15 protein-coding genes are annotated in these 14,689 nt (G+C 54.3%); 12 read left to right on the top strand and 3 right to left on the bottom strand.

The window, feature by feature from the left end; genetic code table 11:
• The first annotated feature begins 98 nt into the window (after positions 1-98).
• Together HY272_14355 and lolD are read left to right on the top strand one after the other, a co-directional pair.
• Positions 99-1,346 carry a lipoprotein-releasing ABC transporter permease subunit gene (locus HY272_14355; protein ID MBI3773863.1) on the top strand — a complete coding sequence of 416 codons (1,248 nt, stop codon included), beginning with the start codon at positions 99-101 and terminating at the stop codon, positions 1,344-1,346.
• Positions 1,339-2,019 (top strand): lipoprotein-releasing ABC transporter ATP-binding protein LolD, encoded by a 681-nt coding sequence (gene lolD, locus HY272_14350; protein MBI3773862.1) that lies wholly within the window; start codon positions 1,339-1,341, stop codon positions 2,017-2,019. The genes HY272_14355 and lolD overlap by 8 nt, the downstream gene beginning before the upstream one ends.
• A 57-nt stretch (positions 2,020-2,076) precedes the next feature.
• Here lolD and HY272_14345 read toward each other — a convergent pair whose 3' ends face one another.
• The gene (locus HY272_14345; GenBank protein MBI3773861.1) at positions 2,077-2,625 is read right to left on the bottom strand and encodes a DUF2062 domain-containing protein; all 549 of its coding nucleotides are present in this window, start codon (positions 2,623-2,625) and stop codon (positions 2,077-2,079) included.
• 58 nt (positions 2,626-2,683) lie between these two features.
• On the opposite strand from HY272_14345, the gene HY272_14340 reads away from it, so the two are divergent.
• The 6 genes from HY272_14340 to kdsB are packed head-to-tail and all read left to right on the top strand — an operon-like array spanning position 2,684 to position 8,033.
• Positions 2,684-4,987 (top strand): DNA internalization-related competence protein ComEC/Rec2, encoded by a 2,304-nt coding sequence (locus HY272_14340; GenBank protein ID MBI3773860.1) that lies wholly within the window; start codon positions 2,684-2,686, stop codon positions 4,985-4,987.
• Between the two features lie 55 nt (positions 4,988-5,042).
• A complete protein-coding gene (locus HY272_14335; protein MBI3773859.1) occupies positions 5,043-5,678 on the top strand; it encodes a MotA/TolQ/ExbB proton channel family protein in 636 nt (211 codons plus the stop codon).
• Complete coding sequence (locus HY272_14330) at positions 5,675-6,091, top strand: biopolymer transporter ExbD (protein MBI3773858.1); 417 nt, start codon at positions 5,675-5,677, stop codon at positions 6,089-6,091. The genes HY272_14335 and HY272_14330 overlap by 4 nt, the downstream gene beginning before the upstream one ends.
• 28 nt (positions 6,092-6,119) lie before the next feature.
• Complete coding sequence (locus HY272_14325) at positions 6,120-7,109, top strand: tetraacyldisaccharide 4'-kinase (GenBank protein MBI3773857.1); 990 nt, start codon at positions 6,120-6,122, stop codon at positions 7,107-7,109.
• Positions 7,099-7,281 carry a Trm112 family protein gene (locus HY272_14320; GenBank protein ID MBI3773856.1) on the top strand — a complete coding sequence of 61 codons (183 nt, stop codon included), beginning with the start codon at positions 7,099-7,101 and terminating at the stop codon, positions 7,279-7,281. Before HY272_14325 ends, HY272_14320 begins: the two co-directional genes overlap by 11 nt.
• Positions 7,278-8,033, top strand: coding sequence for a 3-deoxy-manno-octulosonate cytidylyltransferase (gene kdsB, locus HY272_14315; protein MBI3773855.1), 756 nt, complete (start codon positions 7,278-7,280; stop codon positions 8,031-8,033). Before HY272_14320 ends, kdsB begins: the two co-directional genes overlap by 4 nt.
• Here kdsB and HY272_14310 read toward each other — a convergent pair.
• Positions 8,025-8,297 carry a hypothetical protein gene (locus HY272_14310; protein ID MBI3773854.1) on the bottom strand — a complete coding sequence of 91 codons (273 nt, stop codon included), beginning with the start codon at positions 8,295-8,297 and terminating at the stop codon, positions 8,025-8,027. The two genes, kdsB and HY272_14310, sit on opposite strands and share 9 nt — an antisense overlap.
• Positions 8,298-8,387: 90 nt before the next feature.
• Between HY272_14310 and HY272_14305 the strand changes: the two genes are divergently transcribed.
• Positions 8,388-8,867, top strand: a complete 480-nt coding sequence (locus HY272_14305) for a low molecular weight phosphotyrosine protein phosphatase (protein MBI3773853.1) — start codon at positions 8,388-8,390, stop codon at positions 8,865-8,867.
• Positions 8,868-8,932: 65 nt separating this feature from the next.
• On the opposite strand, the gene rne is transcribed toward HY272_14305, so the two are convergent.
• Complete coding sequence (gene rne / locus HY272_14300; GenBank protein ID MBI3773852.1) at positions 8,933-11,347, bottom strand: ribonuclease E; 2,415 nt, start codon at positions 11,345-11,347, stop codon at positions 8,933-8,935.
• A gap of 646 nt (positions 11,348-11,993) precedes the next feature.
• Here rne and rluC point away from each other — a divergent pair.
• The 3 genes from rluC to HY272_14285 are packed head-to-tail and all read left to right on the top strand — an operon-like array spanning position 11,994 to position 14,660.
• On the top strand, positions 11,994-12,944 hold the full coding sequence (gene rluC, locus HY272_14295) for a 23S rRNA pseudouridine(955/2504/2580) synthase RluC (protein ID MBI3773851.1): 951 nt from the start codon (positions 11,994-11,996) through the stop codon (positions 12,942-12,944).
• Complete coding sequence (locus tag HY272_14290; GenBank protein ID MBI3773850.1) at positions 12,944-13,606, top strand: HAD-IA family hydrolase; 663 nt, start codon at positions 12,944-12,946, stop codon at positions 13,604-13,606. Before rluC ends, HY272_14290 begins: the two co-directional genes overlap by 1 nt.
• A 22-nt stretch (positions 13,607-13,628) precedes the next feature.
• Positions 13,629-14,660, top strand: coding sequence for a S49 family peptidase (locus HY272_14285; GenBank protein ID MBI3773849.1), 1,032 nt, complete (start codon positions 13,629-13,631; stop codon positions 14,658-14,660).
• Positions 14,661-14,689 lie beyond the last annotated feature (29 nt).

Below are 14,689 nucleotides of genomic sequence, written 5' to 3'. Positions count from 1 at the left end.
AAAGTTAAATGAGCAGGGATTCGATGGTGGGTCGAGTCAGTATTTATTAAGCCGGAAGCAGGCGCATTTTATGGTGAGCTGTGCTTTAATGTGTGCCCATGTTCCGTCCTCTAGAAATCTTTATCGGTCTGCGATATACCCGCGCCAAGCGGCGTAATCACTTCATTTCGTTCATTTCTTTTATCTCTATGGCGGGCATCGCCCTGGGGGTGATGGCCTTGATCACGGTGTTGTCGGTGATGAATGGTTTCGAGCATGAGCTGCGCACCCGTATCCTGGGCGTGGCCTCGCACTCGGTGATCACCTCGGCCAACGCCGGGATGCGCGATTGGCAACTTCTGCCCCCCATGCTCAAGCATTATCCCGAGATTGTGGGAATGGCGCCGTACATCGGCGCGGAGGGCATGTTCACCGCCAATGGCAGTGTCAGCGGCAGTCTGGTGCGCGGGATATTGCCAGCAGATGAGCCTAAGGTTTCGAGTCTGGCGCAGGATATGGTGGTGGGGCGGCTCGAAGACCTGATGCCTGGCGAATTCAATGTCATTCTGGGCATCGAACTGGCGCGCAAGCTGGGGGTGCAGACTGGGGATAAGGTGACGCTGGTAACGCCGCAGGCGACGATGACGCCAGTGGGCATCATGCCGCGACTCAAGCGTTTTAACGTCGTCGGCATCTTTGAAGCAGGCATGTATGAATACGACAGTGCGCTGGCGCTGATTCATCTCGACGATGCGGCTAAATTATTTTTAGTGCCGGGGGAGGTGACTGGTCTGCGTTTAAAGCTTGAGGATATGTTCGCGGCCCCGGCGTTGACGGATAAGATGGTGCAGGAGTTGCCGTATGGTTACGTGGTCACTGACTGGACGCGGCAGCATGTCAACTTCTTCAAGGCAGTGAAGACCGAAAAGACGGTAATGTTTGTGATCCTGACCTTGATCGTTGCGGTGGCAGCCTTCAACATCATCTCGACCTTGGTGATGGTGGTCGCCGATAAAAAATCTGATATTGCAATCTTACGAACCTTGGGTATTAGTCCGCGCAGTGTAATGCTGATCTTCGTGGTGCAAGGGGTGGTGATTGGTGTCTTTGGCACCTTGCTCGGTGTTATCGGTGGCGTTGCCTTGGCGCAAAATGTCGAGACACTGGTGCCCGCAATCGAACAGGCCTTTAATGTTAAGTTTTTGTCGCCAGATGTTTATTACATCAGTGATTTACCCTCCGAGATGCATTGGTCAGATGTGATTTTGATCAGTGCTCTTTCATTCGGTTTAAGTCTGGTGGCTACGATTTATCCTGCCTGGCGTGCTTCGCGTACCCAGCCGGCGGAGGCGCTGCGTTATGAGTGAGATCGTGCTGGAATGCCGTGGCGTGAGCAAGCGCTTCGTCGAAGGGCCGCTGGAGGTGGATGTTTTACTGGGTGTGGATTTCAGCGTGCAGCGTGGCGAGTGCGTCGCCATTGTGGGTGTCTCCGGTAGCGGCAAGAGTACCTTGCTGCATCTGCTCGGCGGGCTGGATCGTCCCACCTCGGGTGAGATTAAAATCGGTGGTCGCGATTTATCTGGCATGGGTGAAGCGGAATTAGGTCGTTGGCGCAATCAAAAACTGGGTTTTGTCTATCAGTTCCATCATTTGTTACCGGAATTTACCGCGTTGGAAAACGTGGCGATGCCGTTGTTGATCCGCGGTGATACCGTACCGGATGCGCGGCAACAGGCGAAGGCCATACTTGAAAGTGTCGGGCTTGGTCATCGTCTGCAACACAAACCCGGTGAACTCTCCGGCGGTGAACGGCAACGTGCTGCCGTGGCGCGGGCGATCGTGACGCGCCCCGGCTGTGTCTTAGCCGATGAGCCGACGGGAAATCTTGATCGCCAAACTGCAGCGCATGTTTTTGAATTAATGCTGCAACTCAATCGTGAACTGGGAACCAGTCTGGTGATCGTTACCCATGATACTGAGCTGGCGGCACGTGCGGAGCGGCGTTATCGGCTGGCAGATGGCGTATTAACCGTCTGCTGAAAATGCGCTGCGGCGTGTATCGCGGGTTTATGTAGGGGCGAGTCACCTGGTCGCGTTTTAGTGTGAACCCGTAGTGCGCCCCCGCCGCTTTCTCAAATAGCGATGGATATGTAGCCGCCACAAGGCACGGATGGCTATGTTGGCGATTAAGGCGCTGGCAAGCGCCAGAATTACAGTACCGAGCAGGAAGGGTTGCCAGATGTCGCCTAGTTCGTGTATCAGATAGTCGAATGAGAAATCGGTGATCTTGGTTTCGGGTTGATAGCTAACGCCGGGCGTGGCCGGTGCTTGCAGCAACCAGGCGCCGATCTTGTACTGCAGGTAAAACAGTGGTGGCATGGTGAAGGGATTCGTCAACCAAACCAGGCCGACTGCAATCGGCAAGTTTACCCGGAAAATTATCGCCCCGGCAGCGGCTAGCGCCATTTGCATCGGCAGCGGTACGAAGGCCGCGATCAGGCCGACCGAGAATGCGCCAGGTACGGAATGTCGGTTGAGATGCCATAAATTGGGATCATATAACAGCCGACCAAACATCTTCAGATGTTTGTGATCGCGTATCGTGCGATGATCAGGTAAAAAGCGCTTGATGAATTTTTTTGGCATTTAGCAGAATGTGTATTAATAATTCTTCTTCACTTGTTTGAGTCAACGGCAGCAAAATATGCGGCTGGCTGCGATCAGTTTTTTACTTGGTGTCCTGGTTTTTCAGCAACTGGCTGAAATGCCTGATGGCCGTTGGGCCTGGCTATTACTGGCAAGCGTACCACTAAGTTTAGGATTGTCACCACTACGCTGGCCATTTTGGCTGGTGAATGGTTTTCTGGTGGCGTTGTTACACGCACAAAGCCTGATGTCGTCAGGGCTTGATCCATCATTAGAAGGGCGCGATTTGATCGTGACCGGCGTGGTGGCCTCGATCCCGGAACCCGTTGAGCGTGGGCAACGATTCATGCTTGATGTTTCCACAGTGCAAGAGCCTGAGATTGATCTGCATCAACTTCCATCACGGATTCGCCTTGGTTGGTACCAGGATGCACCGCAGTTACGTGCGGGTGAGCGCTGGCGGCTCAAGGTGCGGCTGAAACAGCCGCATGGCCTGATGAATCCAGGAGGTTATGACTACGAAGCTTGGTTATTCCGCAATGGAATCCGCGCCACGGGTTATGTGCGCAGCAGCGAAGACAATGTGCGTGTTGAATCGGAAGTTTCTGGTTATCGCATTGAGCGAGTGCGGCAACATTTGTATGACCGTATGCATTCCATTCTTGGTAATAGTCCGGGGGCGGGTGTCATTGTCGCATTAGCGATCGGAGTTGCGGATGGGATTGATGCCCATCAGTGGGATGTCTTTCTAAAGACAGGAACAAATCATCTCGTTGCAATCTCAGGTTTGCACGTGGGTATGGTGGCGTTATTGTTGTTCTGGTTGGTGCAGCGCGCATGGTCACGTTCGGAACGGCTATGCCTACGCTGGCCCGCGGTCAAGGCGGGGGCGGTCGCGGGATTGGTTGCGGCACTGATTTATTCAGCGTTGGCTGGGTTTGCGATTCCCACGCAACGGACAGTCATCATGCTCGCCGCAGTGCTGGTGAGTACGCTGAGTCAGCGCTTTCAAACGACAAGCCATGCGTTGGCGCTGGCATTGTTGGGTGTATTGTTGTTTGATCCATTGGCGGTGATGGACGGTGGTTTCTGGTTATCGTTTGCTGCCGTCGCTGCCATTTTGTTCAGCATGGGTGGGCGTCCGGCAGCGCAGGGGATCTGGTGGCGCTGGGGGCGAATTCATGTCGCCATCGCCTTGTTATTGATGCCAGTGACGCTTGTTTTATTTCAGACGGCGTCGCTGATTTCACCGATTGCCAACTTCTTTGCCATTCCCTGGCTCAGTTTTGTTGTCACGCCGCTGACGCTGCTCGGTGCGACGTTGATGGATGTGGTGCCGTTTCTAGGAAAGAGTTTGTTGATCGCTGCCGAGCAAACCTTGTCGTGGATTTGGCCGTTGTTGGAATGGTTCGCGGCACGGGATCTGGCGCAGATGTATTACGCCATGCCTGCTCCCTGGTTAGTGATACCCGCCATGATCGGTGCGTTGTGGCTGCTGGCACCACGTGGAGTGCCGGGAAAGTGGGTGGGCGGAATCTGGTTGGCGTCAGCATTTCTGGTGCCCTATCCGCAGCCGCGCGAGGGGGAGGTCTGGTTTACCCTGTTGGACGTGGGTCAGGGATTGGCAGCCGTCGCGCAGACCCGAAATCACGTCCTGGTTTTCGATACCGGCCCCCAGTTCAGTGAAGACTTTGATACAGGCAAGGCCGTGATACTGCCCTTTTTGCGCAGCCAGGGACGGGATCAAGTTGATACACTGGTTATCAGTCACGGCGATAACGATCACATCGGCGGCGCCCGTGCCTTACTGGCGCAATTGCCGGTGACAAGGGTGCTCAGCAGCGTGCCCGAAAAGCTCCCCTCTAATCATGTAGAACGTTGCACCAGGGGGCAACAGTGGCGCTGGGATGGCGTCGAATTTCAGGTGTTACACCCATCGAGTGATGCGCTGACCAGCGAGAATGATAATTCCTGCGTCATGCGGATAATCGCGGGCGAAAATGCCATCTTGATCACGGGCGATATTGAAAAACCGGCCGAACGTTTCTTGCTGGAGAGTGGGCAAAATTTGCGGGCAGATGTGTTGGTCGTGCCGCATCATGGTAGCGCGACCTCCTCAACGGCTGAGTTTATCGATGCCGTTGCCCCGCGTTATGCGTTGTTCCCGGCCGGTTACTATAATCGCTTCCGGTTTCCCAAGGCGGATGTGCTGGCACGTTACCGGGCCCGGGATATCATCGGATTTCAGTCTGGGCGCATGGGTGCCGTTAATATACGCGTGGACAGCCATTCGGGGATCGGGGGAATCACTCAATACCGTGAGACCGGCCGCCGCTATTGGCACCACCGGATTCCAGAGTGAATCAGCGTCGTAGATCGAGTATGATTTAATAATCGTTACAAGGGAGAAATGCAAAGTGCTGGAGATAGTCAAAGCAGGTGGATGGGTGATGATCCCCATCATCCTGAGTTCGATATTTGCGCTGGCCATTATCGGCGAGCGATTCTGGGCCCTGCAGCAAAACAAGATTTGTCCCAAGCACTTGTTGGCGCAGGTGTGGACCTGGATCAAGAACAATGAACTGGATAGCGCACACATCAAGCAGCTGCAGGCGGGTTCCCCGCTGGGCCGGATACTGGCGGCGGGCTTGATCAATCGTGCGCACGATCGTTCGGTAATGAAAGAAGCGATTGAGGAGACGGGGCGCCAGGTAGTGGTGGAGCTGGAGCGATTTCTGACAACATTGGGAAGTATCGCCGTATTGTCTCCCTTGCTCGGCCTGTTTGGTACGGTACTTGGAATTATCAATATCTTTTCGGTGGTCGGCGCCTCCGGTATGGGTGACCCGCATCAATTGGCGGCCGGGATTTCCACGGCGCTGATTACAACCGCTGGCGGTTTGTTTGTCGCAATTCCCGCATTGCTGTTTCATCGTCATTTTCAACGCCGCGTTGATGAGCTTGTGCTCTCCATGGAGCAGGAAGCACTGAAATTGGTTGAAGTGTTGGCCGGAATGCGTGAACGCGATTTACCGATGGAGAGCGGGCGGTGAATTTTCGCAAGCAGCGCCGCGATCAGATCGAACTCAATTTGATTCCACTGATCGATGTGGTGCTCATGTTGTTGATCTTTTTCGTCGTGACCACCACATTCAAGAATGAGGCTCAGGTGCAGATCACCCTGCCTCAGGCCTCGAATGATCCCGCTGACAAGCCGCCACAGGCCTTGGAAATTACCATCGACAAGGACGGTCGCTACTATGTGGATAAACAATTATTGATCAACACCCAGCTCGACACGGTACGCCGTGCCCTGCGCAAGGTGATGGCCGATCAACCCGCCAATCCCATGCTGATCATCAGCGCCGATGGTCAGGCGCCGCATCAATCCGTGGTCACCGCCATGGATGCCGCCCGCCAAGTAGGTCTCACGCAGTTATCTATTGCCACGCGCAATAGTGATTGATCACAATGATCTCTTGGTAAGCTGAGAGATCGTCAACAACGTGAAAGCAATCGAAAAATCCTGGTATGGTTCCAGGCCCATTTGGCCTTTGTTGCCGCTGTCATGGCTGTTCCGTGGTATTGCCGCGCTCAGGCGATGGGCCTATCGCAGTGGTCTGAAAAAACGCGTGCGATTGCCTGTGCCAGTAATTATCGTCGGTAATATCAGCGTCGGTGGCACGGGTAAAACACCGTTAGTCATCTGGCTGGTCGAGCGCTTGCAACACGCCGGTTATCGGCCGGGAATTATCACACGCGGTTATGGCGGCCAGGCCAAGCTCTGGCCGCAATCGGTAACCGCGACCAGTGATCCGGTGCTAGTGGGAGATGAGTCTGTATTATTGGCGCAACGTTGCCGGTGTCCCATCGTTGCCGGGCCGGATCGCGTGCAGGACGCGCAGCAATTGTTAGCGCAAGGTTGCAATGTCATCGTCAGCGACGATGGCTTGCAGCACTATCGTCTCCAGCGCGACATTGAAATTGTTGTCATTGATGGCGAACGCCGTCTCGGCAACGGCCACTGTCTACCGGCGGGCCCCTTGCGTGAGCCACCTGCCAGGTTAGAGGACGTCGATTTTGTGATCGCCAATGGCGGAGCACGATCAGGAGAAGTGTTAATGACGCTCATCCAAGGGCCGGCGCACGCCTTACAGGGGCAGGGGAGCGCCCGGGAGCTACTGGATTTTGCGAAGGAGCGGGTGCATGCAGTAGCCGGTATTGGTCATCCCGCACGGTTTTTTGCCCAGCTGCGGCAGAGGGGGCTGCAAGTGATCGAGCATCCGTTTCCGGATCACCACCCCTATCAGGCCGCAGATATGCAATTTAATGATAATTTACCAGTGCTGATGACCGAGAAGGATGCGGTAAAATACCGCCCATATGCCACCCTCGCACATTGGTATGTTCCTGTGGTGGCGCAATTGCCAGCCGAATTCGAACATCGGTTGCTAACGAAACTGAGGAACGCGCATGGACAGTAAATTGCTCGACATTTTAGTGTGTCCGGTTTGCAAAGGGCCCTTGTTGTATCGCAAATCCGAACAAGAATTAATTTGTGCTGCCGACCGACTGGCTTATCCTATCCATGATGATATTCCGGTGATGCTTGAAGATTCCGCTCGTCGTCTGGCTTCCGACGAGGAAGTGCGGTGAGTTTCAAGGTTGTGATTCCGGCGCGTTATGCCTCAACGCGCTTACCGGCTAAACCGCTGGCCCTGATTGCCGGCAAGCCGATGATCGAGCATGTCTATCGTCAGGCGTTAAAAAGTGGTGCTGACGAAGTCGTGATTGCGACAGATCATTCAGCGGTGTTTGATGCGGTACAGGGATTCGGTGCCGATGTCTGCATGACATCGAGTGAACATCGATCGGGTACTGATCGTATTGCCGAAGTCAGTGCCCAACGTGGCTGGAAAAAAGATGAGATCATCGTCAATTTACAAGGCGATGAACCGCTGATGCCGCCGCAATTGATTCAGCAAGTGGCCACCAATTTAGCGCAGTTTACACACGCCAGTATCGCAACATTGTGTGAACGGATTACCGGTGCGGCAGAATTATTCGATCCGAATATCGTTAAAGTTGTGTTCGATCACCAGGGTTATGCACTTTATTTCAGTCGCGCGCCGATTCCGTGGGATCGTGATGCCTTCGCGGTGAGCAAATCAACATTGCCACCGACAGGCGAACACTATCGCCATATCGGCATGTATGCCTACCGTGCCGCATTTTTGCGTGAATATGTCACCTGGTCAGCCGTGGCCTTGGAGACGCAGGAATCACTGGAGCAATTACGGGCGCTATGGCATGGTCATCGTATACATGTGGCTGAGGTAGCCACAGCAACGGTTCCGGGGGTGGATACGGAGCAGGATCTGGAACGGGTACGCTCGAAATTAAAGTAGATGCGTCAGGCGTAGGGCGGCAAACTCCGGATGCCAGCCATTGCCTTCATGATCGTAGATCGGAATAATGACCGTGTTGGGCGCTTTGCGATGTGCCTCGCCATGCTGATCGGCTTGAATGGTGTAGTTGTGGTATTGCAACACCAAGGCCGGGCCGTCTTCCAGTATTTCGACTATCTGGCACGGATTGCCACTATAGTTAACCTCGCGCCCGATCAGAACAGCAAGCCGATTGACATCGATGTCAATGATAAGGTCAGTCATAAGCAATCATTTTGTTTAAAATAATTTTAATTATACTACCCATTTCGGGAATTAAAAACGTTAACTGGATCACAGAATGTTGGGTGACTGATGATGGTGAAAGTACTCTTTGTCTGCATGGGCAATATCTGCCGTTCTCCCGCGGCGCACGGTGTGTTTCTCAAACTGATTGCAGATCAGTCTGTTAGCGATCACATCGAAGTCGACTCTGCAGGAACGCATGCCTACCACATCGGCAAAGCACCTGATCGGCGGTCACAGGCCGCCGCCCTGCGGCGGGGTGTTGATCTCAGTCCGTTACGGGCACGCCAGGTGCAGCAGAGTGATTTCGGCTATTACGATTACATTCTGGCGATGGACAACGATAATCTCGAAATTATCGTTGAGCAATGTCCTGCTCAATATAAGTATAAATTACAGCTCTTTCTCGAATACGCCCCGCATTTACCGGAAGAGGAAGTGCCCGATCCGTATTATGGCGGTGAGCGCGGTTTTGAACAGGTGCTTGATCTAGTCGAGGCAGCAGCGCAGGGGCTGTTAGACGATATCCGCGAAAAACATCTGCGGTGAATTATAGGGGCGATTCATGAATCGCCCCTACGCGTACGCTTACTGACGAGTCAGGCGATGAGTGATCAATGATCGCTTGCGCCGCTGCCAGAGGGCGATTCGGTCACGGCCGGACGAGCGCTGGTTTCGCCAGCGCTACGTTCCCGGTTGCTGGCATCTAGATCAAACGAGGCCTGATAAGAACGGGATTCCCGAGGGGCATCGCTGTTACCATTGCCATTGCCGCTGGACTCGGTGCGAGACGATGTTTCGCTGTCGTGCTGAGAAGACGATGCACTGCCACTTTCCTGGCCGGCATTTTGTCCCGTAGCGTCAGGATTGCTGCGATCACGGCGCCCCCCGCGACGACGGCCACCACGACGGCCGCGGCGACCCGCGCCTTCACGGCGTGGAGTCTCCCCCGTCACTGCGACTGGCGTAGCACTGGTTTCGCCAGTGTCAGGGGTAATAATCATTGGTAGGTGTTCGGCCATGACCGGTTCAGGTGCCTGGCTGAGGGCTTGAACAGGCGTTTGCTCAGCCGGTGTTGCACTGAGTTCAGGACGATCTACGCGTTTACGATCGCCACGCTCGGTGCGTTCGCCACGATCACGCTGGTTACGTCCGCCACGGCGACGGGTGCGGCCTTGGCGATCAGTAGTAGTGGTGCCACGGCCTTGACCCTGGCGTCGCTGTTGTCCTGATTCGGTGCGTTGGGTTTGTTGCGTATCCCGCGTTTGTTCGCCAGTTTCTTCTGTTGGCTTGGCAGCCCCGAATAACCCAGTCCACAAGCGTTTCAGGAAGCCAGCTTCGGCCTCACGTTGAGCGGTGGAAGCCGCTGGCGTAGTGCCCGGGGCGGCGTCGGGGGTGGCAACGACCGGTGCCGGCGTCGCCGGTTGAACACCACGCACCGCAGGCTCTTCGCCACGGATTTTCACTTTACGAAAGGCGCTAATTTCATCTTCCGTGTCCAGCGGTTTGATCTTCTGGTAGCTCAATGTGCCAACAGAATCTTCGGCCTCCACCTCATCGACGCGAATCCGTTTGACATCATAGTGAGGTGTTTCGAGATCAGGATTTGGGATCAGCACGACATGCGTGCCATGGCGACGTTCAATCGCCGATACCGACGCCCGTTTTTCATTGAGGAGGAAGGTCGCCACCGCGATGGGCAATTGCGCCTCGATCCGGGCTGAGGTTTCTTTCATGGCTTCTTCTTCGATCAGACGCAGGATCGCCAGTGACAGCGATTCCACGTTGCGGATCGAGCCTTCGCCTTTGCACCGCGGGCAGGCAACCTGAATCGATTCCCCTAGTGATGGTCGCAGGCGCTGGCGTGACATCTCCAGCAGACCAAAACGCGAGATCCGGCCTACCTGCACCCGCGCCCGATCCATCTTCAAGGCATCGCGCATGCGATTTTCGACTTCGCGTTGATTGCGGGTGGGAGTCATATCGATAAAGTCGATGACAATCAGGCCGCCCAAGTCACGCAGGCGCAATTGGCGGGCAATCTCGTCTGCGGCCTCAAGGTTGGTATTGAGCGCGGTTTCCTCGATGTCGCCACCCTGGGTGGCACGCGAAGAGTTGATGTCGATTGAGACCAGGGCCTCGGTGCGGTCGATAACGATCGCCCCGCCGGAGGGCAGGCGTACCTCGTGTTGGAATGCCGTCTCGATCTGGCTTTCAATCTGATAACGCGAAAAGAGCGGCACATGGTCTTCATAGTGACGCAACTTGCGCAGGTTATGCGGCATGACCTGCTGCATGAAGTTGCGGGCGTTGTCGTATACGTCCTTGTCGTCAATCAGGATCTCGCCGATATCCTGGCGAAAATAATCGCGGATGGCGCGGATAATAAGGCTACTTTCCTGGTAGACCAGAAACGGGGACGAACGCTCCTTGCCGGCCTGATCGATGGCCTGCCATAGGCGCAACAGGTAATCCAAGTCCCACTGCAGTTCTTCACTGCTTTTGCCAACGCCGGCGGTACGTACGATCAGCCCCATGCCTTCGGGGATGGCGAGCGCGGCCATGATTTCACGGATCTCGGTCCGATCCTCGCCTTCAATGCGGCGAGAGACCCCGCCAGCCCGCGGATTATTGGGCATCAGTACCAGATAGCGACCCGCGAGACTGATGTAAGTGGTCAGAGCTGCGCCCTTGTTGCCGCGCTCCTCCTTGTCGATCTGGACCAATAATTCCTGGCCTTCCTTCAACACTTCCTTGATGTTGACGCGACCGCCTTCCTGCGGAACGGCGCCCATAAAGCAGGAGGGCGCGACTTCTTTCAGGGACAGAAAACCGTGACGGTCGGCGCCGTAATCGATGAACGCCGCTTCAAGACTGGGCTCGACGCGGGTTACTTTACCTTTATAGATATTGGCCTTTTTCTGTTCGCGGCCGGGGATTTCTATGTCGAGATCGTAGAGTCTTTGTCCATCAACCATCGCAACGCGCAACTCTTCTTTTTGAGTTGCGTTAATCAACATTCTTTTCATTAATAGCTTCTCCTTGGCTCAGCTGCGGGCCGCGAGAGGAGTGCTAAATTGTCAGGCGCAAGAATGGCAACGCGGAGTTCGCGTTTTAAGTAGCCATCTCAGCTAAGACTGATGATGGACGGAGGGTCGTCAAATTGTCGGCCGTGCCAGCCATGTCATGTATCGGGGCGGCACCGGCGGTAAATTCGTCAGGGAAGTACCGCTTAAGCGGATAAATCAGCACTTCCTTAGCTCTTTCGACCAACACGCGGTCCAACAGCCTTAATATCGTTTCGCCTATTCAGCATCTCCAGCGCAACGCACAGGAGCATTATTTTCAATATCAGTTTGTGTTCACTATGCCGCGCTGAAATTTTATTGTCAGCGCCGGGCGTTTTTACATCACATCTTTCAAGCCATTTATACTAACGGCTGAAGATGGTAAACTCTTACGGCATTGAAGCGGGGCGAACGTGATGACACGTTTGATACCCAGTGAAGATGATCCGCACACTCTATTCTAGTGGGCAGCACCGATCTCCAAGTGCGTCCTCAACCGGTAGCTAAGTGCATGAGCTAAAGGCAATTTTAACCACAAGCCCAGTAACCACCACGGCGTACTATAACATGATCCCTCGCGCCATGAAAGACTGAGCAACCGTCCCCGATGACCGATATTAAAGACCCTGATACCCCAAGTATTCGTATTGTTGAAGTAGACGCTGACCGGGCAGGTCAACGCATCGACAATTTTTTGATGACCTGTCTCAAGGGTGTCCCCAAGAGTCTTGTCTACCGTATCCTGCGTACCGGCGAGGTGCGGGTGAACAAGGGGCGGATCAAGCCCTCTTATCGCCTGGAGGCGGGGGATCAGATTCGAATCCCGCCTGTCAGAACCAGTGATACCCCGGAGGCGGTGGTGCCCACCAGGCGTGCCCAGGAGCAGCTTGAGGGGACGATTCTCTATGAAGACAACGGCCTATTAGCGATCAACAAGCCCTCGGGGATGGCTGTGCATGGGGGCAGCGGTTTAAGCTTTGGGGTGATCGAGGCGCTGCGGATCTTGCGGCCGGAGAAGGATCATCTGGAGTTGGTGCATCGGCTGGACCGTGAAACTTCGGGATGCCTGCTCATCGCCAAGCGCCGGAGTGCCCTGCGTCAGCTGCACGAACTGATGCGCGATGGTCAGATGGAAAAGCAGTATCTGGCCTTGTGTATGGGGCGCTGGAAAGGGGGGAGGGTCGATGTCCCGCTCCGGAAAAATGTGCAACGCTCTGGCGAACGGATGGTTACGGTGAGCGCCGATGGCAAGGCGTCCGAGAGTCGATTCACGCCGCTACAGCGCTTTGCCGATGCCACTTTGATGGAAGTCGATATCTATACCGGTCGCACCCATCAAATCCGGGTGCATGCTGCGCATAGTGGTCATCCCTTGGCGGCAGATGAAAAATACGGTGACAAGACATTTAATAAGCAAATGCGTGAGTTTGGCTTGAAGCGGCTATTTTTGCATGCCCAAGTCTTGCGTTTCCCCTGGGGGGATGACGGGAAGATGTTGGAAATCCGCGCTCCACTTGATGAAGATTTGAGCGCAGTATTAAAACGGCTTCCGAAGTAATGCGCTCACGCTTTGATCTTATCATCTTCGATTGGGATGGCACCTTGATGGATTCGGCGGGGCGCATCGTCGATTCCGTGCGGGCGACAGCCGTCGATCTGGCTTTGGTGGAATTGACCGAGGTCGAGATGCGGAATGTCATTGGCCTGGGATTGCGCGAGGCGATTATGGCTTTGTACCCGGATCTTGATGTGGTTGCCTATAACCGTTTTGTGGAACGCTATCGCTATCACTATTTGGAGGCCTGTCCAACCCCGGCGCCGTTGTTCGAGGGCGTGATTCCATTGTTGGAAGAGCTACGCACCCATAACCGCCTGTTGGCTGTTGCCACGGGCAAAAGCCGCGCCGGATTGAATCGGGTGTTAACCGAAACCGGGAGCCACCACTATTTTCAGGTCACACGTTGCGCCGATGAAACATGCTCCAAACCTGATCCGCAAATGCTGCGAGAAATTATTGAAGATTTAGGGGTTGCTCCCGATAACACCCTCATGGTCGGGGATACCGAATACGATTTGGACATGGCGCGTCGAGCAGGAGTCGCTTCGCTGGCGGTATCGTATGGCGCCCATGAACCGCTGCGCCTGAAACAATTCGGGGCATTGGGCTGTGTTGATAGTATTGCGCATATGAGACAATGGTTATTATCAAATTTGAATTGATTTAATTGAGGCGAAACAGCATATGACGGAAGAACAAAAGCCCACATCTCAGGATCCGTGGACCAATAATCCACAGGTAAGCGAAACCACGCCCGCCGAAAAAAACAATGTTGAACCGGACAAGAACCGGGATTGGGAACGTGAAGTGCTTTCCAAGCTGGCAATGGCGGCGGTGACAGAGCAACGCCGCGCCCGGCGCTGGGGCATTTTTTTCAAGTCAGTTATGGCGCTTTATCTGGTGGTGATATTGTTCGCGCTATTGTCGTCGGGGGATGGAAATCTTTCTGTTGGGAAACATACGGCGTTGATAGACTTGAATGGTGTAATCGCTTCCGACTCCGAAGCCAGTGCGGACAATATTATTCCCAGTCTGCGTGATGCCTTTGAAAATAAGAATACCGTAGGTGTCATTTTGCGGATTAATAGTCCCGGAGGTAGCCCAGTGCAGGCGGGATACATTAACGACGAAATTAAGCGTCTTCGCAAAGAATATCCGAAAACCCCGATTTATGCGGTAATTAGCGATGTCTGCGCGTCGGGTGGCTATTACATTGCCGTGGCTGCTGATGAAATTTATGCGGACAAGGCCAGCATGGTAGGTTCGATTGGTGTGTTGATGAGCACCTTTGGTTTTGTCGAGACCATGAACAAACTGGGTGTTGAACGTCGTCTGTTGACTGCGGGCGAAAGCAAAGGATTCATGGATCCATTTTCACCGATGAAGGATAAGGATGTGCAGCATGTGAAAGGGATGTTGACCAATATCCATGCGCAATTCATCAAAACGGTGAAAGAAGGCCGTGGTGATCGCCTGAAGGGTGGCGATGAATTATTTACGGGCTTGGTCTGGACGGGCGAGCAGGGTATCGAATTAGGCCTGGTGGATGGTTTGGGTAGTGCCAGTTACGTGGCGCGGGAGATTATCGGCGAGGAGAAAATAGTCGATTACACGCGTACACCTGATCCCTTTGAGAAGTTTACCCATGGTCTCGGCATGTCGATGGCGGCTACGTTTGCGAAAATTGTGGGGTTAGGGCCGACAGAACTGCGTTAACAGTTTGTTGGGATTACGTAGGGGCGATT

The organism is Gammaproteobacteria bacterium (assembly GCA_016200485.1).
Lineage (GTDB): Bacteria > Pseudomonadota > Gammaproteobacteria > Tenderiales > Tenderiaceae > JACQEP01.
This window is presented reverse-complemented; position numbering and strand designations above follow the sequence as displayed.